Genomic DNA, 26,379 nt, shown 5'->3' with positions numbered 1-26,379 from the left:
TTTATCCAAATCATTCGGTTGAAATTTGTTTGTTATACCAGTTTTTTCGGTACATCAGCCTGCATCCGGCGGATGCAGTTCACGGGTTTTGGTGTCCCTCAACAAGCATTTTGCAATGAAAAAGTTGCCGTTGTATATCTCATCTCTGAAATCCTGGAGGAAACATTTTGTTTTTTCGTCTGTCTACTTGACAGAGAGCGGTTCACTATCCTTGTGCAACAGCCTCTTATCTTTCTGTGGGCGTGCTTTCACTGGGCGGTTACCTATGAAGCCTCTCAACATGCTTCCCGTATTTGAAAAAAGGACGCCTGTCCTCGGTTTTCCCCGAGGGCAGGCGTCCTTTGATTTTTGCGGGCAACGAAATTTTTATCAGGACAGGATCATGCGGTCGTTTGCAAACTCACCGCCGCTGGCGATCTGGAATTTGGCCAGCAGGTCAGAAACATGCAGATTCTTCTTTTCCTCACCGGCCACGTCATAGATGATGTGGCCCTCATGCATCATGATGAGGCGGTTGCCATACTTGATGGCGTCCTTCATGTTATGGGTGATCATCATGGTGGTGAGGTGGTTTTCCTCCACGATCTTGGCTGATAGGGTCAGCACCTTTAATGCCGTCTTGGGGTCCAACGCCGCCGTGTGCTCGTCCAGCAGCAGCAGCTTGGGCTTGTTCATGGTAGCCATCAGCAGGGTCAGTGCCTGACGCTGACCGCCGGAAAGCAGGCCTACACGGGCGGTCAGACGATTTTCAAGGCCCAGATCAAGGGTCTTGAGCAGCTCACGGTACTGCTCACGCTCAGCCTTCGTGATGCCGATGCGCAGGGTACGTGGCTTGCCGCGGCGGGCTGCCAGCGCAAGGTTTTCTTCGATCTGCATAGTAGCGGCGGTGCCGGTCATTGGATCCTGAAATACACGGCCGATATAGGCTGCGCGCTGATGCTCGCTCAGGCGGGTGACATCTACACCGTCAATGATGATCTTGCCCTCATCCACCGGCCACACACCAGCAACAGCATTGAGCATCGTAGATTTGCCCGCACCATTGCCGCCGATCACAGTGACAAAATCGCCCTCATTCAGCTTCAGGTTCAGGCCGTTCAGGGCAGTTTTCTGGTTGACCGTGCCAGCGTTAAAGGTCTTGGAAACGTTCTGGATCTCAAGCATTTTTTTCATCCTCCTTTGCCTTCTTCACCGGCTTCGAGAAGTACTTGCCCTTCCAGTACGGCACGGCAAGGAAAATTGCCACCACGGAGGCGCTCAGCAGCTTGAGCAGGTTTGCATCAAAGCCCAGCGTCAGCACCAGCTGGATCACAATGTAGTAGATGATGGCACCCAGAGAAACGGCAGCCATCTTGAGTGCAAAGTTGTGGAAGATGCGGCTGAACAGTGCCTCGCCGATGATAACCGCAGCCAGACCAATGACGATGGCGCCACGGCCCATGCCGACATCTGCAAAGCCCTGATACTGGCTCAGCAGCGCACCGGACAGAGCCACAAGACCATTGGAGACCGCCAGACCCAGCACAATATTGAAGTTGGTGTTGATGCCCTGCGCCCGGGACATTGCGGGGTTGGATCCGGTAGCACGGATGGCGCAGCCCAGCTCGGTGCCAAAGAACCAGTACAGGATGCCGATAAGCGCAGCGGTAACGATGATGACCATGATGATGGGGTTATGGAGTGCAAATTCCTTGACCCAGCGCAGGGAGATCAGCAGACTGTACTTATCCACATTGATAGCCTGATTGGCCTTGCCCATGATTTTGAGGTTGATGGAATACAGCGAAAGCTGGGTCAGGATACCGGCAAGGATAGCCGGGATTCCCATAAAAGTGTGCAGGATGCCGGTGACAAGGCCTGCCAGCAAGCCTGCCAACAGCGCCATGAACAGCGAGACCCAGACATTCTGGCCGGACAGCAGGCACATGACGCACACTGCGCCGCCGGTGCCAAAGGAACCATCCACGGTCAGGTCAGCCACATCCAGAATGCGGTAGGTCAGATACACGCCAATGGCCATGATGCCCCAGATAAGGCCCTGTGCGCAGGCACCCGGCAAAGCGCCCGGCAGATTTGCCAATCTTGCAATAACGTCCAAAACAATTCCTCCTGATTCTGATACACTTTTTTATTCACCCGTTTGAATACGGGAAAGCGGAGAAGAGCGTTCTCAGCCCTTCTCCGCTGATTTTCTATTTTATTTTCCGAAATACTTTAGCCTTCGATTTCCTCGTAGCCATCGGGAACGGTCAGGCCCAGATCGTCGCAGATGGCCTTGTTGTACTTCTTGGTCACATCGGTGTACTCGATGGGCATAGAAGAAATATCAGCCTCGCCATTCAGGATCTTGACTGCCATCTCACCGGTGGTGTAGCCCAGATCGTAGTAGCTGATGGAAAGGGTGGCCACACCGCAGCCGGCGCAGATGCCCTCTTCGCCTGCGAACACAGGCTTCTTTGCCGGGCGGCAGATACCGTCCACGATGCCGGTGTTGGCAGCGACCGTATTATCGGTAGGAACGTACAGAGCATCGTTCTCATCCGCAGCCTTCTGGCAGACAGAGGACAGGTCGTTGGAATCAGAGAAAGCGTACTGAGTAACGGTGACACCCTTTTCCTCCAGATACTTCTGAACTTCATCCACCTGATACTGGCTGTTGGCCTCAGCAGAGCAGTACAGCAGACCAACCTTCTTGGCTTCAGGCATCCACTCCACGATCATCTCAGCCTGCTGATCCAGCGGAGCCAGATCGGAAGTGCCGGAGATATTGCCGCCCACAACGCCATCGAAATCGGTCAGGCCCAAAGCCACACCGTACTCGGTAACAGAGGTGCCCAGCACCGGGATGGTGTTGGTGGCAGACTGTGCAGCCTGCAGGGCAGGAGTGGCGTTTGCCATGATCAGATCCACACCAGCAGAAACAAAGCCGTTGGTGATGGTAGCGCAGGTTGCAGAATCGCCCTGTGCGTTCTGGAAATCGAAAGTAACATTCTCACCGAAGGACGCAGTCAAAGCATCTTCAAAGCCCTGAGTAGCGGCATCCAGAGCGGCATGCTGCACCAGCTGGCAGATGCCAATGGTGAATTTCTGGCCGTCAGCTGCGGCAGAGGCTGCTGCAGAAGATGCAGGGGCGGCAGAAGAAGCAGCTGCAGAAGATGCAGAAGAACCGCCGCAGGCAGTCAGAGCAGCTGCAGCACCGCAGGCAGCGGCTGCTGCCAGAAACGAACGACGAGTGATTTTACGCATAATGATCTATCTCCTCTATCTCTTTGCTTACGCGGCCTACAGGTGCCGCGCCAGAAAGCATAGTCTTGTATGCGGGACTCGTACAGTCTCGCTTTACACTCGTGAAGTATAACACACATTTCGCGGTAAAACAACTCACTTTTGTCCAAAAACGGCCTTTATTATCGATTGTATTAAATATATCTATCGATTATTTTGATTTGCTATTCCGTTTCTTCTGATATTCCGTCAATTTTATGATTTCGCCATTCAGCCAATTGAGGTTGCGCTCCAACTGCGGCAGGAACAGCTGGGTGTAATCGTAGTTAAAGTACAGCGCCTGCCAGAGTTTCGCCTGCATCCGCCGTATCAGCACCGGGCTGAGCAGCATCTCGGCCTGTTCCACTACATCTTCCAGCTCCATACAGCCCAGTGCCCAGCGCACGTCCGTCTGCTCCCGGGCGGGAACATCATAGCGGGACAGGTAATCCTCCACCTTCGCTTCGATCACCCGTCCGCCGCAGGCAGTGGGCTGCAGAAAATAGCTCACCTCCCCTTCCCTGCTGATCTCCTGCGCCAGCGGGTAAAGTGCACACACCAGCGGCTCAGCATCATGGATGGCGCAGTGGTCCTCAGTAAGGAAAGGACAATTGTTTCGGTTTTCTTTCACCGGGGCCAGCCGCAGCACCGGCAGATGGCTCACTGTGCCGATGCTTGCCCGGCAGAACCCCCGCGCCACCATTTGCGGCGGCAGACGCAGCCGGGCCGCAATGCGCCAGAGAATCAAAGCCCGACAGCACGATATCCTCCCGCCCCCGGCAGCAATCGCCACAGCCATTGCACGCAAAACTGAAATGCGCGTCCCGTGCCAGCAGAGGCATAGCATCCGTACGTGTGAAATCAATCTGTCCGCAAAGGTCGATATGATGGTTCCTCATTTGTTCTTCCTTCTTTCCCTGCAATCCTGCCAGCATAAATTCAAAAAGCCCTGAGACATCCATCTCAGGGCTTTCTGTTCAAGTCGGCGACTACCTATTTTCACGCGCCGTTTCCAGCGAACTATCTTCGGCACAAGTGAGCTTAACTTCTGTGTTCGGAATGGGAACAGGTGGAACCTCACCGTCATCGACACCGACCGATCTGACTGGCCTAGTATAACATATCTGTTGTACTTTGTCCAGTATTTCTTAGAAGGACGTGCCTTCAAAACTGAATAATCACTGCTAACATTTTTTCGTTGACTCTCAGAGTCTCAAGCGAATTGTGGTCAAGCCCTCGACCTATTAGTACACGCTTGCTGAATGGATCGCTCCACTTACACATCGTGCCTATCAACCTTGTAGTCTTCAAGGGGTCTTACTTGTTTGAAACAATGGGATATCTTATCTTTGGGTCGGCTTCACGCTTAGATGCTTTCAGCGTTTATCCGATCCGTACATAGTTGCCCAGCTATGCTCTTGGCAGAACAACTGGTGCGCCAGAGGTACGTCCGCTCCGGTCCTCTCGTACTAGGAACAGCTCCCATCAAATATCCTGCGCCCACGACAGATAGGGACCGAACTGTCTCACGACGTTCTGAACCCAGCTCGCGTACCGCTTTAATTGGCGAACAGCCAAACCCTTGGGACCGAATACAGCCCCAGGATGCGATGAGCCGACATCGAGGTGCCAAACCTCCCCGTCGATGTGGACTCTTGGGGGAGATCAGCCTGTTATCCCCAGGGTAACTTTTATCCGTTGAGCGATGGCATTTCCACTCACATACCACCGGATCACTAACTCCAACTTTCGTTACTGCTCGACCCGTCAGTCTCGCAGTTAGGCTCGCTTCTGCGTTTGCACTCTTTTGCTTGATTTCCGTTCAAGCTGAGCGAACCTTTGAACGCCTCCGTTACTCTTTAGGAGGCGACCGCCCCAGTCAAACTGCCCACCTAACAATGTCCCCCGCCTTGATTCAAAGGCGCAGGTTAGAATTCCAATATCGCAAGGATGGTATCCCAACGGCCACTCCACAAGCGCCAAAGCACCTGCTTCCCAGTGTCCCATCTATCCTGTGCATGCAACATCGAAACCCAATATTAGGCTACAGTAAAGCTCCATGGGGTCTTTCCGTCTTGTCGCGGGTAACCGGCATCTTCACCGGTACTACAATTTCGCCGGGCGGGCTGTTGAGACAGTGCCCAAATCATTACGCCTTTCATGCGGGTCAGAACTTACCTGACAAGGAATTTCGCTACCTTAGGACCGTTATAGTTACGGCCGCCGTTCACTGGGGCTTCGATTCAATGCTTGCACATCTCCTCTTAACCTTCCAGCACCGGGCAGGCGTCAGCTCGTATACGTCATCTTTCGATTTAGCACAAACCTGTGTTTTTGGTAAACAGTTGCTTGGGCCGATTCTCTGCGGCTGCATTGCTGCAGCACCCCTTCTCCCGAAGTTACGGGGTCAATTTGCCGAGTTCCTTAACAACCCTTCTCCCGTTGGCCTTAGAATCTTCTTCCTACCTACCTGTGTCGGTTTGCGGTACGGGCACCGCAGAAATTCACACAGCTTTTCTCGCCATCTTCCATCCCGGACTTCGGTACTAATTTCCCTCGATCGCTACCGGAACCAACACCCGGCTCCGAGACTTCATATGTGTCCCTGTGTTTAACTCTTTTGGTGGTGACGGAATCTCTACCGTCTGTGCATCGGCTACGCCGTTAGGCCTCACCTTAGCTCCCGACTAACCTGGAGCGGACGAACCTTCCTCCAGAAACCTGAGGCTTTCGGCCATGCAGATTCTCACTGCATTCGCGCTACTCATTCCGGCATTCTCACTTCTATACACTCCACAGCCGCTTGCGCTACTGTTTCACCGCGTATACAACGCTCCCCTACCCAATACATTGCTGTATTGCCTAAGCTTCGGTGTCAGGTTTAGCCCCGTTAAATTCTCCGCGCAAAGACGCTCGACCAGTGAGCTATTACGCACTCTTTGAATGAGTGGCTGCTTCTGAGCCAACATCCTGGTTGTCTGCGTATCTTCACATCGTTTTCCACTTAACCTGACTTTGGGACCTTAGCTGTAGATCTGGGCTGTTTCCCTTTTGACAATGACATTTATCTGACACTGTCTGACTCCCAAGCATCAATACTCTGGCATTCTGAGTTTGATAAGCTTCGCTAACCTCTCGGCCGCTAGGCTATTCAGTGCTTTACCTCCAGGTATCTAACTTGAGGCTAGTCCTAAAACTATTTCGGGGAGAACCAGCTATCTCCGGGTTCGATTGGAATTTCTCCGCTACCCACAGTTCATCCGCCGCCTTTTCAACGGAGGTCGGTTCGGTCCTCCATGGAATTTTACTTCCACTTCAACCTGACCATGGGTAGGTCACCCGGTTTCGGGCCCATTATATGCAACTTAACGCCCTTTTCAAACTCGCTTTCGCTTCGGCTCCAGACCTTAAGTCCTTAACCTTGCTGCATACAATCGCTCGCCGGACCGTTCTACAAAAAGTACCCTATCACGCATTGACGCGCTCTAGGTGCTTGTAGGCACAGGGTTTCAGGTTCTTTTTCACTCCCCTCCCGGGGTGCTTTTCACCTTTCCTTCACAGTACTATACGCTATCGGTCACTGGGTAGTATTTAGGGTTGGAGGGTGGTCCCCCCGTATTCCGACCAGGTTTCACGTGTCTGGCCGTACTCTGGATTCTGCGCAGCTCTCTCCGTTTTCACCTACGTGGTTCTCACACTCTCTGACCGGCCTTCCCATGCCGTTCGGTTAACAGATTAAGTCCTAAAAGCAGTCCGTACCCCGAAAGTATTTCTACTCTCGGTTTGCCCTCTTCCGCGTTCGCTCGCCACTACTTACGGAATCTCGTTTGATGTCTCTTCCTCGCCCTACTTAGATGTTTCAGTTCAGGCGGTTCCCCCGATATACCTATTTTGAAGTTCAGTATAACGTACCTGAGTATGAACCCAGGTGAGTTTCCTCATTCAGAAATCTCCGGATCAATGCTTATTTGCAGCTCCCCGAAGCTTATCGCAGCTTATCACGTCTTTCATCGGCTCCCAGTGCCAAGGCATTCGCCCTGCGCCCTTGTTCGCTTGACCTTTCAAACGTTCTCTTGGAACATTTGGTATCCTCTTGATTCTCTCTTGCCAACGAAGATTATTGTTACCCTTCCTTTTGAAATTGTAATATTTCTTAAAAAAGAACTTACTATAATCTTTGTTTCGCAGTTATTATTCAGTTTTCAAGGTACGTCTTTGAGTTCCCTTTTCAGGGCCCTCAAAATCGAACAATATCTACTCTTCTCGTTTAAACCTGTCCAAGAACTGTCCATCTTTTGATGTTCTGTCCTTGCCTGACTCCTTAGAAAGGAGGTGATCCAGCCGCAGGTTCTCCTACGGCTACCTTGTTACGACTTCACCCCAATCACCAGTTTTACCTTCGGCGGCGTCCTCCTTGCGGTTAGACTACCGACTTCGGGTCCCCCCGGCTCTCATGGTGTGACGGGCGGTGTGTACAAGGCCCGGGAACGTATTCACCGTGGCATGCTGATTCACGATTACTAGCAATTCCGACTTCGTGCAGGCGAGTTGCAGCCTGCAGTCCGAACTGGGACGTTGTTTCTGAGTTTTGCTCCACCTCGCGGTCTTGCTTCTCTTTGTTTAACGCCATTGTAGTACGTGTGTAGCCCAAGTCATAAAGGGCATGATGATTTGACGTCATCCCCACCTTCCTCCGTTTTGTCAACGGCAGTCTGGCCAGAGTCCTCTTGCGTAGTAACTGACCATAAGGGTTGCGCTCGTTGCGGGACTTAACCCAACATCTCACGACACGAGCTGACGACAACCATGCACCACCTGTCTCCTTGCTCCGAAGAGAAAACATATTTCTATGCCTGTCAAGGGATGTCAAGACTTGGTAAGGTTCTTCGCGTTGCGTCGAATTAAACCACATACTCCACTGCTTGTGCGGGCCCCCGTCAATTCCTTTGAGTTTCAACCTTGCGGTCGTACTCCCCAGGTGGATTACTTATTGTGTTAACTGCGGCACTGAAGGGGTCAATCCTCCAACACCTAGTAATCATCGTTTACGGTGTGGACTACCAGGGTATCTAATCCTGTTTGCTACCCACACTTTCGAGCCTCAGCGTCAGTTGGTGCCCAGTAGGCCGCCTTCGCCACTGGTGTTCCTCCCGATATCTACGCATTCCACCGCTACACCGGGAATTCCGCCTACCTCTGCACTACTCAAGAAAAACAGTTTTGAAAGCAGTTTATGGGTTGAGCCCATAGATTTCACTTCCAACTTGTCTTCCCGCCTGCGCTCCCTTTACACCCAGTAATTCCGGACAACGCTTGTGACCTACGTTTTACCGCGGCTGCTGGCACGTAGTTAGCCGTCACTTCCTTGTTGGGTACCGTCATTATCTTCCCCAACAACAGGAGTTTACAATCCGAAGACCTTCTTCCTCCACGCGGCGTCGCTGCATCAGGGTTTCCCCCATTGTGCAATATTCCCCACTGCTGCCTCCCGTAGGAGTCTGGGCCGTGTCTCAGTCCCAATGTGGCCGTTCAACCTCTCAGTCCGGCTACCGATCGTCGCCTTGGTGGGCCGTTACCTCACCAACCAGCTAATCGGACGCGAGGCCATCTCAAAGCGGATTGCTCCTTTTCCCTCTGCTCGATGCCGAGCCGTGGGCTTATGCGGTATTAGCAGTCGTTTCCAACTGTTGTCCCCCTCTTTGAGGCAGGTTCCTCACGCGTTACTCACCCGTTCGCCACTCGCTCGAGAAAGCAAGCTCTCTCTCGCTCGTTCGACTTGCATGTGTTAGGCGCGCCGCCAGCGTTCGTCCTGAGCCAGGATCAAACTCTTTATAAATGATATTTATCACTTAAAAGTGTTAAATCTTGTTCGCTCAGCACGCAATCGCTTGCGTCCTGTGTGAATTACTTTTGGAATTGTTTTAAGTGTTTTTCCAAACACATAAAGGTTCCTTACAAGTTTTTCGATATTGTTCAATTTTCAAGGTCCTGTGCGCCTCAGCCTTGCGGCTGACGACCTGTTTATTGTACCACCGAAGTGGTTTTTTGTCAAGCCTTATTTTTTAGAAGCTTTTGAACTTTCTGAACTTGGGCACTCAAGAAGTTTCTCAGAACAAACCGTGAGCTTGTCGGGGTGAGACCCCTCCATCTTGCTTTCGCAAGACCGCTCCGTTTGCTTGAACGCCCCACTGGGGCGGTTCATTGCTCTCGCAACCGCAAAACTTTTCAGCGTCTATTGGTTCTTTTCAAGGGCTTCCTGCTAAGGCTCCGGAAGTCATTCTTTTGCCTCAGCGCTTGGCGCTCAAGTATAATACCACACCCCCGCCTCCTTGTCAACACTTTTTGACAACTTTTTTCATCTTTTTTCTTGTGCTGCTGAAAAACGTTCATTTTCTTGTATTCAACGTTCTCTTTTTACGTAAAAAAGCCGCCTGCACATTCCTGCACAGACGGCCTTATATTACTTATATAGTAAAGTTAGCGGATCTCGATGCCAAGCTTGAACTTCAGATTGCCGAGGATCTTCTTGACCACACGCTCCACTTCCTCAGCGGAAACTTCCTTCTTCGGGTCAGACAGAGACAGGGTGAATGCCATGCTCTTCTTGCCCTCGCCCAGATTTGCGCCGCGATAGATATCGAACAGCTTGATCTCACCCACCAGAGGGCTGGCCTTCTTGATGGTCTCTTCGATCTCGCCGCAGGTGGTTTTTTCATCGCAGACCAGTGCCAGATCACGCTTGACAGCAGCATAGGGGCTGAGCGGCTGATAGCGCAGCTCGCCGTCCACGCAGGACATCAGAGCCTCGTAATCCAGCTCGCCCAGATAAATATTCTGGCTGTCCTTCTGATCCTTTGCAATTTCCAGCTCGCCGTTGATCTCGTTGGACAGCTTGCCAAACACACCCAGACGCTTGTCACCACAGTAAACAGCGGCGCTGATGCCGGGGTGCAGCCACGGGGTGGTCTCGCGCTTGTAGTCAAAGCTCAGGCCAAAGCCAGCTGCCAGTGCTTCCAGTGCACCCTTGACAGTGAAGAAATCTTCTTCAGGGCCGAATGCGCCGATGCACAGGGTCTGGCGCTCGTGCGGATGCTCATTGATGGGCAGTTCCTTGGCAAGATACACCGGTGCCATCTCGAACAGACGGCCTTCCGTGTTGCCCTTCTTGAGATTGTCCACAATGACGTTCAGCATGGAGGGAGCCAGCAGGGTACGCATGATGGACAGATTCTCACTGATGGGGTTCAGGATGTGGATGGCCTTGCGGGCAGCATCGTCCGCCGGGATGTGCAGCATATCCAGTTCTGCGTTGGAGTAGAAGGCCAGCGTAGAGGCCTCGTAGAAGCCCTGCGCAGCCAGCAGACGCTTGGTCTTGAGCTGCTGCTTCTGGTCGTAGTTCAGACCGCCGTTTGTAACGGAGGCGGTGTTCAGGAAGGTGGGCACGATGTGGTCGTAGCCGTACTCACGGATGACCTCCTCGGCCAGATCCGGGAAGCTCTCCACGTCCTCGCGGTACAGGGGTGCGGACACGTCCCAGCTGCCATCGGCCTGTACATCCACTGTGAACTCCAGACGCTGCAGAATGTCGATCATGGTCTGATCCGGCACGGTGATGCCCAGCACGCCGCAGATCTTAGCCGGAGTAGTAACGATGTGCTTGCGCTCCATCGGGCGGCCATCGGTCAGGTCATATTCAAGCGTAGTGATGTCGCCGCAGTCCAGCTCCTGAATCAGGTGCAGGGCACGGGCAAGGCCCAGTTCAGGAGAGTGACGGTCCACACCCTTCTCGTAGCGGGCGGAGGAGTCGCTGTTCTGGCCCAGAGCGCGGCTGGTCTTACGCACGCAGTCGCGGGCGAAGGTGGCACACTCAAACAGCAGGCTGGTGGTGTTCTCATCCATGCCGGAGTTTGCGCCGCCCATGATGCCGGCAAGTGCCACCGGCTTTTCGGCATCGCAGATGACCAGATTGTTGGGGTTCAGGGTAAATTCCTTCTCGTCCAGTGTGACGATCTTCTCACCCTCATGGGCACGGCGCACATCGATGGTGCGGCCGGCGACCTTGTTCAGGTCAAAGGCGTGCATGGGCTGACCCATTTCCAGCAGGGTGTGGTTGGTGATATCCACCACGTTGCTGATGGAGCGCAGGCCGCACAGAGCCAGATGGCGCTTCATCCAGCGGGGAGACTCGCCCATGCGGATGTTGCGCACATAGTGTGCCATGTAGCGGGGGCACAGGTCCGGAGCCTCCACCTTGACGGTGATGGGCGCATCCGGCTCGCAGACAGTCTTGTAGTCCATGGCGGGCATGTGCAGGGGCTTACCCAGAACGGCAGCCACCTCGCGGGCGATGCCCAGAACGGACTGGCAGTCCGGACGGTTTGCGGTGATGGAGATATCAAAGATATAGTCATCCAGACCCACCACGGGGGCAATGTCGGTGCCGGGGACAGAATCCTCGGGCAGGATGAGCAGGCCGTAGACCTCAGAGCCCGGGAACAGGTCGTCGTTCAGACCCAGCTCTTCGCCGGAGCACAGCATACCGTTGGACTCCACGCCCTGCATCTTGCGGGCCTTGATCTTGATGCCGCCGGGCAGGGTGGAACCATCCAGAGCAGCGGGCACGCAGTCGCCCAGCTTCATGTTGGCGGCGCCGGTGCTGATGCGGATGTCGTGGCCGTAGTCGCCGCAGTCCACCACACACTTGGTCAGGTGGGTGCCTTCCTGCTTTTCCATCTCCACGATCTTGCCGACGACCACCTTGCTGATGCCGGCATCCAGCGGGATCAGCTCTTCGACCTCAAAGCCGCAGGAGAAGAGCTTTTCCTCCAGTTCCTGCGCAGTAACGTCGATATCTACAAATTCTTTTAACCAGCTGAAAGGTACTTTCATTGTCTCTTCTCTCCCCTCTTATTCGTGGAACTGCTTGAGGAACTGCAGGTTGTTCTCAAACATCAGGCCGATGTTGTTGATGCCATACTTCAGCATGGCGATACGCTCGATGCCGATGCCGAAGGCGAAACCGGAATACTCGTCCGGGTCGATATTGCAGTTCTCCAGCACCTTGCGGTTGACAACGCCGCCGCCCAGCACCTCGATCCAGCCGGTGTGCTTGCACAGCGGGCAGCCCTTGCCGTGGCACTCGAAGCAGCTCACGTCCACCTCCACGCTGGGCTCGGTGAATGGGAAATAAGAAGGACGCAGGCGGGTGCGGGTGTCAGCACCGAACAGTTTCTGCACGAAGGTGTTCAGTGCGCCCTGCAGGTCGCCCAGCGTGATGCCCTTATCCACCACCAGACCTTCCATCTGGTGGAACATGGGGCTGTGGGTAGCGTCCGAGTCGGAGCGGAACACACGGCCGGGCATCAGGATCTTGATGGGCGGCTTCTGAACGTCCATGGTGCGGATCTGGCCGCCGGAAGTCTGGGTACGCAGCAGGAACTCCTCCGACAGGTAGAAGGTGTCCTGCATGTCGCGTGCCGGGTGATCCTTGGGCACATTCAGACGGGTAAAGTTGTGGTCATCGTCCTCGATCTCCGGGAAGGTGCCCACCGAAAAGCCCATGCCGGAGAACACGTCGATGATCTGGTTGGTGATCAGGGTCAGCGGGTGCAGGCCGCCCATGGGGCGGGTCTTGGCGGGCAGCGTGATATCCACCGTCTCAGCGGCATTGCGGGCAGCAAGCTCTGCCTGCTTCACCTGTTCTGCGGCAGCGTCATAGTCTGCCTGCACCTTTGCCTTGAGTTCGTTGATGATCTTGCCCATGGCAGGACGCTCTTCCGGCGCAACGGTGCGCAGGTTCTTCATCAGGGCAGAGATCTTGCCGTTTTTGCTGAGGTACTCCTGCCAGAAGGAGGCCAGCGTTTCCTTGCCGGACACCTGACCAAGGCTTTCAGCGGCCTGTTTTGCCAGCTCGTCGATCATTGCTTGCATGGATGTTCTCTCCTTTATTCTTCGTGTTGATGAGCGGAGTGCAACAAAAAAGCTCCGTCCCCTGCCCGATTTCTCAGGCAAAAGGGACGAAGCTGTAATTCTTCTGCTCCGCGGTACCACCCGGTTTCCACCCGTGCACAGATGCCGGGCGGCTCTCAGAACGCCGTAACGGGGCGCAACCGTTCTGTGCTAGTGAGCTTCCGCCTTTCGCACAGACCGCTCAGGAGCGAACTTCAGCCAGCCCGCACACGGAAGCCCTTTCAGCCGGTGAAGCTTCTCTCTTTGCCGTGCGGTACAGACCTACTCTCTCCGTCGCTGCGTTTGGGAGTATTCAGGTTCATAACCATATGTATACTACCACATTTCGCGGAAGTTTGCAAGGGCTGCGCACGCAGTTTCCGCAAATGCCGCACTCAACCGCATTTTTCAGACAGGTTCATTCTTCCTCTTTCCACGGCTCATAAAAGCCATTGTCTACCTGCCCGAGTTCAAAAAAGCCCGACAGCGGCTTTTCTTCTTCCGCGCTGGTCAGCTCATCCTTGTAATCGTCCGAGATCTTGACGACCACCGTATCTCCGATCTGCCGGATATACCCCTCCTGCGGATAGATCGGCATCTGCTCCGTTTCGCTTTCCGCATAAACTTCAAGGTAACGTTCCACTCTTCCATAGGTAAAGTTGACCGGTGTGATATTCTGAAAAACGCTCTTCCACACCTGCCGGGCAACATCGGCGCCACCCCAGAATCGGCCTATCTGGGCATACGTGTTTGCATACAGGTAATATTCTCTCATCAGGAAAGCCGAGTTTGAACTGGGTCTACCCACAAACACCACCGGCAGCCGCTCTTCTCCGTCAAAATATCCAAAGTCGATCAGATCGTCCGCGATCCGGTCCGTCATGGTCTTTAGCGATTTTCTGCCTTCATACATCGCTTCCTGATCGACCGCCCTCATATAAACATTGCCGTATACGATAAGGCCTGCCAAAAGGACGGCCCCTCCGATAGCCGCCATCCTTAATTTTTCATTTTGAGGCTGTTCCTTCCGGGTCACATCCAGAAGCAAGATGCACAGAGGGATAAACAGATCCAGTGCCCCTGCCATCTGCAGATGCCAGGTTGCTTCGCTGGTAATCAACAACGTCACATTGCATATTGCCGGCAGCACTGCCAACGCCGCAGCGCTCAGCAAAATGTATTCCGGGTCTCTGCTCCGGACGACCCGCCAAAAGCGTTTTAACAGCCCGAATCCGACCAGCAAAACGATCAGCGCAAAAAAGCCCATGGCCTGCAGAATATTGTTCCGATACTGGTTCCGAAAAAAATAGATCCCAAAGATCTGGTATGCCCTTGCTACTCCTGTGGGCAGCCGCTTTAAAACATAAAGCGGTGAAACACTCGCAGCTCCGTTGTATTCTGACATCCGAGAGCCCGTAATCAGCAAAACGATCTTCAGGGTCAGATAATACAATACCACGCCAGCCGCCGCACTGCAAAGACTTTTTGCAATATGCCCATGAATCAGGCTGCGATCCGGCTTTTGAAACAGAAGCATGAGGAAATAGACCAGAAGGATCAGGCAGAAACTCCCGAGATTTGCCTGATACAGACCCAGACTCAGTGTCAGACACACTGTCCCCTGCACAACTGCTCTGACCTTATTTTCCGTGCGGATCACACAGTATGCTGCAGCAACCGAGAGAAAAAGCGATAATCCGAAGATCGGTGACATGTACCGATACGACAGTTGGATGCTGACCGATGCACTTGAGATAAATGCCATTCCCAGCAGATAGGTAAGAAACGAATCCTTTGTCGTAAAGAGCCTGCGCACCAGAATAAACGAAAGTGTCACGAGCGAGAGCGTAAGCAGCGAATTGATCGGGTCCGTCTGAACGCCAAACCTCAGCGCATCTGCAAGCGGCCAGAGCCATCTGCCGATAGAAAGTTCCCAGCCGCCGGCAATATAATATGTATCCATCCAAAGTCCGTCAAATGTATTTGTCAGTTTTTGACTCATTAGTGGAAAATACACCACAACAGCAAACCCAAGCATCACACAAAAATACTTTTTATCCGGGCCTTTCCACCATTGCAGCACATCCCTGTGTATCGATTTTAACACTCCTGAGCTCCTCCCACCATATGTTTTAGCTGTATTATATCAGACTTCTTTCGTCTGTTCAATGGCTGCAAAAAGGCCGCTACCCGCCGAGGCTCTCCGGCAGGCAGCGACCCTGTACAGACCATTCTGTTTACTTTTCCATGATCTCCGCAGCCAGAGCATCCATCTGGGCTTCTGCGGCGGCATTGGCAGCAGAACGGATGGTAACCACATTCTCACAGACCGTGATGTTCTTCATGCCTTCCAACTCGGCGCGCATGAGCTTTGCAGCCATGGGTGCCCAGGTGCCATTCTCCATCAGGCCGACCGTGCGGTTCTGGAAGCTCTTGGTCTTGAGGTGGGTCAGCAGATTCTCCATCGGCGGGAAGAGGAAGCCGTCATAGGTGGCGCAGGCCAGCACGATCTTTCCGCAGCGGAAGGCTTCGGTGACGGCATAGGACACATCAGTGCGGGTCAGGTCCATCTCCACTACCTTTGCGCCCTTTGCACGCAGCTTTTCTGCCATGAGGTGGGCTGCTGCACGGGTGTGGCCGTGGATGGAAGCACTTGCCACAAGGATCTTTTCCGGCTCCTCGGGCTTGTAGCTGGACCAGATGTCGTAGTAGTTCAGATACTTGCCCAGATCTCCGGTCAGCACCGGACCGTGCAGCGGGCAGATGGTCCGGATATCCAGCGCCACTGCCTTTTTCAGCAGCGCCTGTACCTGCGGGCCGTACTTGCCTACGATGTTCAGGTAGTAGCGGCGGGCTTCGCTGGCCCAGTCGGCCTTTTCGTCAAACTTTGCCACAGCGCCAAAGCGGCCAAAGCCATCAGCGGAGAACAGCACCTTCTCGCTGCTCTCATAGCTGACCATGACCTCCGGCCAGTGCACCATGGGGGCAAACACAAAGGTCAGGGTGTGGGTGCCAAGGCTCAGGCTCTCGCCGTCCTTCACCACCACGCGGCGCTCCTTTGCCACAGCATCAGCACCAAAGAACTGATCCATATACAGGAAGGTCTTGGCGTTGCCCACCACCTGCATCTCCGGATAGAGTGCCGCCAGCTTTGCGATATTTGCGCCGTGGTCCGGCTCCATGTGGGAGACCACCAGATAATCCGGCTTACGGCCTGCCAGAGCTTCGGTCAGGTTTTCCAGCCACGGCTCGGTGGCGCGGGCATCCACCGTATCCAGAACGGCGGTCTTCTCGTCCAGAATGACATAGGAATTATAGCTGACGCCGGTAGGCACCGGATACTGGCTCTCGAACAGGTCGATGGTGGTATCATCCACACCAACGCCCAGAATGGCTTCACTGATCTTGTTTACGCTCATAATGCTCGGTCTCCTTATTTATATTTTTATGCAGTGCCGCGTTTTTGCGGCGGTTGTTTCTGAGAACAGTTCCTATCATACCACATCGTCAGAAAAATCGCAAGGGATAACGCAGGAATATTCTGCGCATCAGAGCTCTTCCCCATTCTCCGGCAGACGTGCCGCCACCGGTCTGCCCGGCTCGTTGTCCAGCTCCAGCAGCGCGGCGGCAGTGCCCTCGTCCATGGTCTGCACCGCCCGCAGCTTGCGGCTGATGGCACGGCTGCGCACCCCGATGAGGTTATCCAGCTCTTCGTCGGTCTGGCGCAGACGCTGCTGCATCTTGGAAAGTCCCTGCCCGAACTTGTCAAATTCGGTCTTTACCGCACCCAGCAGCTGCCACACCTCGCCGGAACGCTTCTGGATGGCAAGGGTCTTGAAGCCCATCTGCAGACTGTTGAGCAGCGCCGCCATGGTGCTGGGGCCCGCGATGTTCACCTGATAGTCCCTCTGCAGCACTTCCAGCAGACCGGCGTTCACCACCTCGGCATACAGGCCCTCAAACGGCAGGAACAGGATGCCGAAGGCCGTGGTATAGGGCGGCTCCACATATTTTTCCCGGATGTCCTTGGCCTCGCTGCGCAGCACCAGCTCCAGTGCGTGGCGGGCGTTCTCCACGGCCTGTGCGTCGCCGGATGCCTGCGCGTCCTGCAGGTGGGCATAGGTATCGCCCGGAAACTTGGAATCGATGGGCAGCCAGACCGTGCCGCCGTCCGCGCCGGGCATCCGGATGGCATATTCCACCCGCTGGGTACTGCCCGGGATGGTGGCCACATTGGTGTCGTACTGTTCCGGGGCAAGGATCTCTTCCAGGATCGCACCCAGTTGGATCTCGCCCAGAATGCCGCGGGTCTTCACGCCGGAAAGTACCTGTTTCAGCCCGCCCACATCGGCGGCAAGGTTCTGCATCTCGCCAAGACCCTTATATACCTGTTCCAGCTGGTCATTGACCGCTTTGAAGCTCTCGGTCACCCGCTTTTGCAGGGCATCCTGCAGCTGCTCGTCCACGGTATGCCGGATCTCGTCCAGCTTCTGGGCGTTCTGGGTCTGCAAGGTGGTCAGGCCCTCGGCAAGGGTGCGGCGCATCTCTTCCAGCTTACGGGAATTAGAGGCTTCCAGCCCCTGCAGCCGCTGCTCCATGGTCTGCTGCTGACTGCCCTGCCCGGCAGCAAGGGCGGTGCTCATACTCTGCACCGAAGCCTGCAGCGTCTCGCTGATCTGCCCCATGGCGGCAAGGTTTTGCTGAGACATCTCTGCCAGCTTCGCTTCCATCTGACGGTTCTGCGCATCCAGCTGCTGGCGCAGCCATTCCTTCAGTTCCGTATCGTCCCGGCTGGCCGTCGGCTTTGCCGAGCGGTAGAGCAGCAGCGCCATCATCAGGCAGATGGCCACCAGCAGCACCGTGTAAAGAAATGCCAGAAATTCCATTTTCGTCTCCCATTGCAAAATCCGGGCTGTGCAGCTGCAAAGCCCGGATCTGTGTGTTTTTTTATTTTGTCTGTTCTTCCCAGAATGCAACAGCCTCGTTCAGCCAGCCTTCTGCATCGGTGCCGCGTCCTGTAGAAATCGAATGCGGCGCGTTATCATACACATGGCTGACATAGGGCACGCCGTTCTTCTCCATCGCTTTTTGAAGCTGCGGAATTTGTGCGTACCAGTCCATCAGCATAAGCGTCAGGTCATTTTTGCCACACCAGAAAAAGGTCGGTGGGTAATCCGGCGTTATATAGTCCGACACATTCATATCGTAATACCGCTGTGCAAGCACATCGGGATCCAGCAGGATCCGATAGCCCGGTTTCAGTTCCCGGAATGTATTTACCGGATAACCCAGCAGCAGAGCACCAGGCTTTGGCAAGCCGTAGTTCCGATATCCCACTGCATCCGTACCGAACAGACCGGTGATCTGTCCGCCGGAAGAGTATCCGATCACCGCATACTGCTCCGGCTGCACATCAAACTGCTCTGCATGTGCGGTGATATACTGCACTGCCCGCGCCACATCTTCCATAGGTGCGTTGCCGCCTGCCCGTATCCCGATACGGTAGCGCAGCACAAACGTAGTATAGCCCATCTGGTTCATCTGCCACGCCGTAGATATGCCCTCGCGGATCTCGGCGCTGGTAATCAGGGCATTTCCACCCAGCACCAGTGCATATTTCCGGTTTTTCGTTTCTCCCTGCGCCGGAAAATAGTACAGCTCCACAACATCCCGGCTGGTGTCCTGCGCAATTTCCTCTGCCGTATACAGCGGGTAGGTGATCTGGATGCCCGCATTATAATTCCGGATCAGCTGATTGAGGCCCTCTGCCGCATCCTGTGCCGTCCACTGGTTGGAGAACTTTTCAAGTTCCTGTGTACCCCAGTAGGCTTGTTTCAGGGTGCAGTCCTGCTCACGCGAGTAGGTGTACAGGCCGGAGCCCACAATGCTGGGGTTTTCCCTCAGCTCATTCATCGTGGTCTGCGGGGTAATATTGGCTTCACCGTATTCTGCCGCCCATGCGGGCAGTGCCAGAGCCAGCAGCATCCCGATGCACACTGCAGCTGTACAGAGTTTGTGTTTCATTGCCGCGCCTCCTTTTTATCCGACCTGTTCTTCCCAGAACGCAGCTGCCTCCGTCAGCCAGCCTTCTGCGTCTGTGCCACGCCCTGTGCCAATGCTGTGTCCTGCATTTTTATATACCTGCATCAGGTATGGCACACCATGTGCCTGCAAAGCTTTTTCAAAGGCAGGGCCCTGCTTCCGCAGATCCATCAGCGGCAGGATGATATCATTTTTGCCATACCAGAAGTACACCGGCGGGTAATCATCCGTTACCACATCGGCTACGCTGGAACAGTAAAAGCGCCAGCCGCACTCGCCCGGATCCATCAGCACATGATACAGCAGCTTGACCTCGTTGAAGTTGATGACCGGATAGGCCATAAGCAGTGCACCGGGCTTGGGCACACTGTATCTGCCCCAGCCGATCTCCTCGTTGCAAAACAGTCCAGCCAGCTGTCCGCCAGAGGAAAACGCTGTAATGGCATACCCTTCTGCCTGTACGCCGAACCGTTCTGCATTCTGCGTGATGAACTGCACGGCGCGGCCAATATCATCCAGCGGCGCATTGTCCGTTGCGTCCAGAAAAGAACGATACCGCAGCACAAATACGGTATAACCCATCGCATGCAGCTGGCTGGCAGCAGAGCCGCCCTCTTCCATTTCTGAGGTGACGGTGCTTCCGTTGCCTGGCAACACTATCGCATAGCGCCCGCCGGATCCTTCCGCCGGGTAATAAAACAGCTGCACCATGCCCAGAGAAGAATTTTCCGCAATTTCTTCCGGAGTATACACCTGCCATGTGACCTGTACGCCCTTATTGTAGTTTTCGATCACAAGGTTCATCGCATCCGCGCAATCATAGACCAGCTGCGGCTTTGCATACTGGGCCAGTGTTTTATTGTTCCAGTAATTGCTTTCGATGGGCAGCATTTCCCTGCAGTAAGTATAGTATCCGGAAGCTTTCAATGATGGGTTTTCCCGCAGTTCCCGCATGGTGGTCTGCGGTGTGATATTGGGCTCGCCCAGCTCTGCCGCAAATGCAGGCTGTGCCAGCAGGAACAGGAGTCCCAGACTCAGCAGCACCGCACGAAATCGTTTTTTCACAGCAATCCCCTTTTTCTGTCGGTTATTTACACTGTTCCTCCCAGAACTCAGTAGCCAGCTTGATCCATCCGTCCGCATCGGTGTGACGGCCCGGGCCAATGGCGTGCGGGGCGTCCTCATACACCACGCACTGATAGGTCGCACCGCTCTCCTTCAGGGTCTTTTCCAGCAGGGGGCCCTGCTTTTCGTAGTTCATGCACTCCATGTAATAATCGTTTTTGCCGTACCAGAAGAAGGTGGGGGTGTAATTCTTGTTTACCACATCCGAGATGTTGGTCCAGTAGTAACGCCAGCCGATGATAAGCGGGTCGATGGCAATGTGGTACAGCGGCTTTACCTCATAGAAATCGTTGATGGGATAACCCAGCAGCAGTGCTGCCGGCTGAGGAATGCCAAAGGCCTTGTAGCCGAACCGCTCGTTGTCCGAGCCGATCAGTCCCACGATGTGTCCGCCGGACGAGAAGCCCATCAGGGCGTAGTTCTCGCGCTGGACACCGAACTGCTCTGCATTTTTGGTCAGATACTTCACGGCATTGGCAATGTCGTACAGCGGCGCGTTGTCGGAAGCATTCAGGAACGAACGGTACCGCAGCACGAACACCGCATAGCCCAGATCGTGCAGCTGGTTCGCGATGGATGCGCCCTCGTTCAGCTCTGCCGTGGTGTTGCCTCCGTTGCCAGGCACCACGACCACATATTTGGCGTTTTCCGTTTTTGCCGGGAAATAAAACAGCTGCACCATGCCCAGCGCCGGGTCTGCCTCGATCTCTTCCGGTGTATACACCTGCCATGTGACCTGCACGCCCTTGTTGTAGTTCTCGATCACAAGGTTCATGCCCTCGGCGGCATCCTCAGAGGCCGCCCAGCTCACATAGCCCTTGATCGGCGTGTTGTCGTATTTTGTGCTACCCTCGATCCACTCGTTGCAGTAGGTGTAAAAGCCCGAACCCTTGATGCTGGGGTTTTCCCGCAGCTCCTTCATCGTGGTCTGCTCTGTGATGTTCGGCTCTCCAAGCTCTGCTGCAAAAGCCGAAAGTGACAGGCACGCCAGCATTCCCAGCGCACACAGTGCCGTTCTGATCCATTTCATGTGTCAATGTCCTCCGTTCTGCAGCGGCGGTCTCTGCGCCGTGCTCTTGTTTATATGTTTTATTGTATCACAAACCTGCCTGATGTCAAAGAAATTTCTGTGCAGTGCGGCGCTTGTACCGCACTGCAAATTCTGCTATACTGAAATCGGTCATTTTTGAGAGTTGAGGGTATGGGCAGGCTTCTGCCTGTCCGCTGGGAAATTGCATATGAGCAAGATCACGATCCGGCCCATGGAGCCGGAAGACTGGGACGCCGTTTCCAGAATCTATTTAGAGGGCATCGCCACAGAACATGCCACCTTTCAGACTACCTGCCCCCCGTACGCTGCGTGGGATGCCTCCCACACAAAGGACTGTCGGCTGGTGCTGCTGGTGAACGATGTCATTGCCGGGTGGACCGCACTGCACCGGGTAGACCCGCGCTGGTGCTACCGCGGCGTAGCTGAGGTGAGCATCTATGTGGGGGAGCAGTTCCGCGGCCATGGGCTGGGCTGTCATCTGCTGGCCGAGCTGTGCCGTCAGGCCGAAGAAGCCGGCTACTGGACCCTGCAGTCCACCGTGCTGCAGGACAATGCTGCCAGCCGTGCCCTGCACACCAAGTGTGGCTTCCGTCTGGTAGGCCGCCGCGAGCGCATTGCGCGGGACTGTCATGGCCGCTGGCTGGACACCTTCCTCATGGAGCGTCGTGCCGCTGCGGATGAGCCGGAGGGCTACAAAAAGCTGTGAGATGCAAAAAAGGACTCTGCACCTTGACGATGCAGAGTCCTTTTTTGTTTCGCTTATTTACCAGCAGGCAGGCTTACCACTCTTCGCCATCGACTTCCACGCTGCCGTCTACCACAGCACCGGCGTGGGAGCGCTGGAACATGCTCTCCACCACAGCGCAGTACTTATCTGCCAGGCAGACGATGATGGCCTCACGGCAGGTGGGTACATGACGGAAGGTCAGCGGCCACATGTGGCTGGAAATGATGCTCTGTTCCTTTTTGGTGATGCCGAACACACGCTCTGCATTGATGCAGGCACAGCCTGGGTGCGAGAAGCCGTGCATCTCAAACAACCGGCGCAGGCCGTGGAAGGTGCCCTTGTTATGCCAGTCATACAGATAAAAATCATGCAGCAGGGCACCCACCGCCAGCGAGGTCTCATCGGCGTGCAGATGCAGACGGCGGTTGAGCCAGAAGCTCACCAGCGCCACATTCTTGCAATGCTGGTAGGTGGTGACAGAACCGTGCTGGATATACTCCCGCATCCGCTGTACATCCGGGTGATGATCGTATTTTTCTACGATGGCATAAAGCTGTTCGCGCTCGATCTCAGAAAGCTGCATGCTGCAAAATTTCCTTTCGCTTTAAGGTGATGTTTTCAGGAACGAAGCTGGACCGGATTGGAATTGCCGAAGTTTTCTGCGCTGGAAGGATTCTCCCGCTTGAGGGAAAGATCTACCAGATACTGCTTGCCGTCGCCCAGTTCTTCCAGCTGGGCCAGCTTTGCGTTTGCAGCCGCTTCGTCCGGATACCACTGGATCAGGAAGAAGTTCTCTTCCTCCACCCCGTAGTACAGCCACTGGCCGTCGGCACGCAGCCAATCGTCCAGATGATCCACCTCTTCGCCGTCCGGCAGGCCAAGGCCTTCTTCGGCATAAAGGTTTTCCGGTTCCACCTGCAGCATTTCGATCACCTGAATGGAGCTTTGCAGGTATTCGTCCTGCGAGACTGTCTTGTCCGAAAGCTCCCACCCGGTAAGAAATGCCTGCATGAGCAGGTCGCGCACAGAAATACGCGGCAGGGTCGGGTCCATAACCATAGGTATTCCTCCTTAAGTTTGTCCCTGCTGACCAGTATACGTCAAAGGTTTATGCAAGTCAACAGTTTAATTGTAAATTTTTTGTAGGTTCGTTCAAATATGTCAGACTTATCCAACCGACCAGTCAAAAGTGTCTCCCAGCCATTCCACTGCCAGTTCCACCCAGTGATGCCGGTGGCGGCTGGGCTGATCCACCTCTGCGGTGCTGATGCTGGTGCCGTGCACCCCCTTTTCAAACAGATGCGCCTCGCAGGGCACACCTGCCCTGTGCAGGGCGCTCACCAGCATCAGTGTGTTTTCCACCGGAACGGTGGCGTCCTCCATGGTGGCCCACACGAACACCGGCGGCGTCTGCGGCGTGATCTTATCCTCCAGACCGAATGCCTGCTGTGCCGCCGGGTCGGTGCTGCCCGCCAGCTGCACAAAGCTGCCGCGGTGGGCATACTGTCCTGCGGTGATCACCGGATAGCCCAGGATCACCGCATCGGGCCGGGGCTGGGCGCGCTCCCCGGGAATGTCCAGCACAGCACCGGAAAGTGCCAGATGGCCGCCCGCCGAAAAGCCGCACACTGCGATTGTTTTCCGGCAGGATATGCCACCCGGCCGCGTGCTGCCGCACAAGGCCGATGGCCTGTGCCAGCTGGCGCAGCGGCAGACCGTCCTTCGCCTGTTCGCAGATGGCGTAGTCCAGCACAGCGGCATGATATCCCGCTGCTGCAAACTGCAGTGCAACCGGGTCGCCCTCCCGGGCGCTGACGTGGGTATAGCCGCCGCCGGGCACCACCAGCACCAAAGGCCGGTCGATGGCCTTCGGCATCCGTTCGCAGGAATCCCGCAGATAAACAGTCAGCGTTCCGCCGCCTTCCAGTTCCAGCTGCTTCAGCTGCATGATACTCCCCCTTCGGAAATGATCTTCGGGGTTCATTATAGCACAAAACGTTTTCATTTGAAATACGATTTAAACCCGTCTTTGTGTGCACCACGGTCATCTATAATGGCAGTTCCGTTTTAATTGGCAGGCACAAAAGGTCTGCACAGACCGCAGGCCGCTTCCGATTTTTAAACTTTTTATGAAAGCCCTTGATTTTTGCCGGGAAGCGGTGTATATTAGCACTCGAAAGTTATGAGTGCTAAGCATTCCGAGGTATTCCAGCTTCCCGAGTGCCCGGCACTGAATACAGATAAAAAGAGGTCTTGCATTATGGCTAAGAAAGAATTTCAGGCTGAAAGCAAAAAACTGATGGATATGATGATCAACTCCATCTACACCAATAAGGAGATCTTCCTGCGGGAGCTGATCTCCAACGCATCGGATGCCATTGATAAGCTCTACTATAAGAGTCTGACCGATCCCTCCGTGGGCATGAACAAGGGTGATTTCCGCATCCTCATCACCCGCGACAAGGATAACCGCATCCTGACCATCGAGGATAACGGCATCGGCATGACCAAAGAGGAACTGGAACAGAATCTGGGCACCATCGCCCACTCCGGTTCTCTGGACTTCAAGAAAGACAACAAGGACGAGAACATCGACATCATCGGTCAGTTCGGCGTGGGCTTCTACTCCTCCTTCATGGTTGCCGACAAGGTCACGGTCATTTCCAAGGCCTATGACTCGGATGAAGCATGGCAGTGGGAGTCCTCCGGCGTGGACGGCTACGAAATGACCCCCGCCCAGAAGGACACCGCCGGCACCCAGATCATCCTGCACATCAAGCCGGACACCGAGACCGACCACTACGATAATTTCCTGGATGAATACGGCATTGTTGCCATCGTCAAGAAGTACAGCGACTATGTGCGCTACCCCATCCAGATGGAGCGCCAGCACGAGCGCCAGAAGCCGGAACCGGACCCCAAGCCCGAGGATTACAAGCCCGAGTGGGAGAGCTACACCGAGCTGGAGACCCTGAACAGCATGGTGCCCATCTGGAAAAAGCAGAAGAGCGAAGTGACCGACGAAGAGTACGCCAGCTTCTATAAAGAGAAGTTCAACGATTATACCGACCCCGCCCGTGTCATCGTCAGCCGCACCGAGGGCACCGCGAACTACAACGCCCTGCTGTTCGTACCCAGCCACCGCCCCTACGATTTCTACACCAAGGATTACGAGAAGGGTCTTGCTCTGTACGCATCCGGCGTGCTCATCATGGAGAAGTGCGCCGACCTGCTGCCCGATTACTTCAGCTTCGTCAAGGGCATCGTGGACAGTCAGGATCTGAGCCTGAATATCAGCCGCGAGATGCTGCAGAAGGACAACCAGCTCAAGCTGATCCACAACGCTCTGGAAAAGAAGATCAAGAACGAGCTGCACGCCATGCTGGCCAACGACCGCCAGAAGTACGAGGAATTCTGGAAGGAGTTCGGCCGTCAGATCAAGTTCGGTGCTTACTCCGACTACGGCATGCACGCCGAGCTGCTGCGCGACCTGCTGCTGTTCTGGTCTGCCAAAGAGCAGAAGATGGTCACTCTGCAGGAGTATGTGGACAAGATGCCCGCTGAGCAGAAGTATATCTACTTTGCTGCCGGTGATTCTACCGACCGTCTGGCAAAGCTGCCCGCCGCTGAGCTGGTCATGGATAAGGGCTATGACGTCCTGCTGCTGACCGAGGATGTGGATGAGTTCTGCCTGCAGATCCTGCGCAGCTATCCCCGCAAGGATGCCGAGGGCAAGGACGGCACTGTGGAGTTCAAGAATGTCAACAGCGGCGATCTGGGCCTTGAGACCGAGGAAGAGAAGAAGGCCGCCGAGGATGCCACCGCCGAGAACAAGGCTCTGTTCGACACTATGAAGGATGCTCTGGACGGCAAGGTGAAGGAGGTCAAGGTCTCCACCCGTCTGAAGGATCACCCCGTGTGTCTGAGTGCCGACGGCCCGCTGTCCATCGAAATGGAAAAGGTGCTGTCCAAGCAGCCCGGCAGCGAGGGCGTGAAGAGTGACAAGGTGCTGGAGCTGAATGTCAACCACCCCGTGTTTGCCGTGCTCAAGGCCGCACAGGAGGCAGGTGACACCGACAAGCTCAAGAAGTACAGCGCTCTGCTGTATGCACAGGCGCAGCTCATTGAAGGCCTGCCGGTGGATGACCCTGCCGCTTACGCGGAGGCCGTCTGCAGCCTGATGAAGTAACGTTTCCCGGAAAACAGCGGTCTTACTCCCCTG

The 26,379-nt window shown here is 54.9% G+C and carries 17 protein-coding genes and 3 rRNA genes; 2 read left to right on the top strand and 18 right to left on the bottom strand.

The genetic code is table 11. The features are described from left to right. Positions 1-369: 369 nt before the first annotated feature. From ACKXF7_RS10815 to ACKXF7_RS10745, 15 genes are all read right to left on the bottom strand, one after another. Positions 370-1,164: an ABC transporter ATP-binding protein gene (locus ACKXF7_RS10815; protein WP_249236877.1), complete on the bottom strand. Its 795-nt coding sequence runs from the start codon at positions 1,162-1,164 to the stop codon at positions 370-372. Further along, positions 1,157-2,098: an ABC transporter permease gene (locus tag ACKXF7_RS10810; RefSeq protein ID WP_423741263.1), complete on the bottom strand. Its 942-nt coding sequence runs from the start codon at positions 2,096-2,098 to the stop codon at positions 1,157-1,159. The genes ACKXF7_RS10815 and ACKXF7_RS10810 overlap by 8 nt, the downstream gene beginning before the upstream one ends. A 116-nt stretch (positions 2,099-2,214) precedes the next feature. Next, a complete protein-coding gene (locus tag ACKXF7_RS10805; RefSeq protein ID WP_339395807.1) occupies positions 2,215-3,246 on the bottom strand; it encodes an ABC transporter substrate-binding protein in 1,032 nt (343 codons plus the stop codon). A gap of 190 nt (positions 3,247-3,436) precedes the next feature. Next, a complete protein-coding gene (locus tag ACKXF7_RS10800; protein ID WP_423741262.1) occupies positions 3,437-4,012 on the bottom strand; it encodes a YkgJ family cysteine cluster protein in 576 nt (191 codons plus the stop codon). A gap of 232 nt (positions 4,013-4,244) precedes the next feature. After that, positions 4,245-4,361: ribosomal RNA gene (rrf, locus tag ACKXF7_RS10795) — 5S ribosomal RNA — on the bottom strand. Between the two features lie 127 nt (positions 4,362-4,488). Then, positions 4,489-7,323 (bottom strand): 23S ribosomal RNA (locus ACKXF7_RS10790). Positions 7,324-7,589: 266 nt separating this feature from the next. Beyond that, positions 7,590-9,100, bottom strand: a 16S ribosomal RNA gene (locus tag ACKXF7_RS10785). The 16S, 23S and 5S rRNA genes sit together here, the layout of an rRNA operon. A 641-nt stretch (positions 9,101-9,741) precedes the next feature. Then, positions 9,742-12,153, bottom strand: a complete 2,412-nt coding sequence (pheT, locus tag ACKXF7_RS10780; protein ID WP_423741261.1) for a phenylalanine--tRNA ligase subunit beta — start codon at positions 12,151-12,153, stop codon at positions 9,742-9,744. An 18-nt stretch (positions 12,154-12,171) separates the two neighbouring features. Continuing rightward, entirely contained in the window at positions 12,172-13,194 is a 1,023-nt protein-coding gene (gene pheS, locus ACKXF7_RS10775) for a phenylalanine--tRNA ligase subunit alpha (RefSeq protein ID WP_348583261.1), read from the bottom strand. Positions 13,195-13,630: 436 nt separating this feature from the next. Beyond that, positions 13,631-15,319 carry a glucosyltransferase domain-containing protein gene (locus ACKXF7_RS10770; protein ID WP_348583259.1) on the bottom strand — a complete coding sequence of 563 codons (1,689 nt, stop codon included), beginning with the start codon at positions 15,317-15,319 and terminating at the stop codon, positions 13,631-13,633. A gap of 130 nt (positions 15,320-15,449) precedes the next feature. Next, on the bottom strand, positions 15,450-16,631 hold the full coding sequence (locus ACKXF7_RS10765) for an FprA family A-type flavoprotein (protein ID WP_423741260.1): 1,182 nt from the start codon (positions 16,629-16,631) through the stop codon (positions 15,450-15,452). A 129-nt stretch (positions 16,632-16,760) separates the two neighbouring features. After that, entirely contained in the window at positions 16,761-18,098 is a 1,338-nt protein-coding gene (rmuC, locus tag ACKXF7_RS10760) for a DNA recombination protein RmuC (RefSeq protein ID WP_423741259.1), read from the bottom strand. A gap of 61 nt (positions 18,099-18,159) precedes the next feature. Then, positions 18,160-19,236, bottom strand: a complete 1,077-nt coding sequence (locus tag ACKXF7_RS10755) for an alpha/beta hydrolase (RefSeq protein ID WP_423741258.1) — start codon at positions 19,234-19,236, stop codon at positions 18,160-18,162. A 15-nt stretch (positions 19,237-19,251) separates the two neighbouring features. Beyond that, positions 19,252-20,319: an alpha/beta hydrolase gene (locus tag ACKXF7_RS10750; protein ID WP_423741257.1), complete on the bottom strand. Its 1,068-nt coding sequence runs from the start codon at positions 20,317-20,319 to the stop codon at positions 19,252-19,254. 22 nt (positions 20,320-20,341) lie between these two features. Then, positions 20,342-21,409, bottom strand: coding sequence for an alpha/beta hydrolase (locus tag ACKXF7_RS10745; RefSeq protein ID WP_348583251.1), 1,068 nt, complete (start codon positions 21,407-21,409; stop codon positions 20,342-20,344). Positions 21,410-21,617: 208 nt separating this feature from the next. Between ACKXF7_RS10745 and ACKXF7_RS10740 the strand changes: the two genes are divergently transcribed. Further along, the gene (locus ACKXF7_RS10740; RefSeq protein WP_348583250.1) at positions 21,618-22,136 is read left to right on the top strand and encodes a GNAT family N-acetyltransferase; all 519 of its coding nucleotides are present in this window, start codon (positions 21,618-21,620) and stop codon (positions 22,134-22,136) included. A gap of 73 nt (positions 22,137-22,209) precedes the next feature. On the opposite strand, the gene ACKXF7_RS10735 is transcribed toward ACKXF7_RS10740, so the two are convergent. The 3 genes from ACKXF7_RS10735 to ACKXF7_RS10725 form a co-directional block, all read right to left on the bottom strand. Next, positions 22,210-22,740: an HD domain-containing protein gene (locus ACKXF7_RS10735; RefSeq protein WP_249236892.1), complete on the bottom strand. Its 531-nt coding sequence runs from the start codon at positions 22,738-22,740 to the stop codon at positions 22,210-22,212. A 35-nt stretch (positions 22,741-22,775) separates the two neighbouring features. Then, on the bottom strand, positions 22,776-23,216 hold the full coding sequence (locus tag ACKXF7_RS10730) for a hypothetical protein (RefSeq protein ID WP_423741256.1): 441 nt from the start codon (positions 23,214-23,216) through the stop codon (positions 22,776-22,778). Between the two features lie 108 nt (positions 23,217-23,324). Continuing rightward, on the bottom strand, positions 23,325-23,948 hold the full coding sequence (locus tag ACKXF7_RS10725) for an alpha/beta hydrolase (protein WP_423741255.1): 624 nt from the start codon (positions 23,946-23,948) through the stop codon (positions 23,325-23,327). A 469-nt stretch (positions 23,949-24,417) separates the two neighbouring features. Here ACKXF7_RS10725 and htpG point away from each other — a divergent pair, with 469 nt between their 5' ends. Further along, a complete protein-coding gene (gene htpG, locus ACKXF7_RS10720; RefSeq protein ID WP_423741254.1) occupies positions 24,418-26,346 on the top strand; it encodes a molecular chaperone HtpG in 1,929 nt (642 codons plus the stop codon). The last annotated feature ends 33 nt before the right edge of the window (positions 26,347-26,379 follow it).

It is taken from the genome of Faecalibacterium sp. 7 (assembly GCF_049562865.1).
Taxonomy (GTDB): domain Bacteria; phylum Bacillota; class Clostridia; order Oscillospirales; family Ruminococcaceae; genus Faecalibacterium; species Faecalibacterium wellingii.
This window is presented reverse-complemented; position numbering and strand designations above follow the sequence as displayed.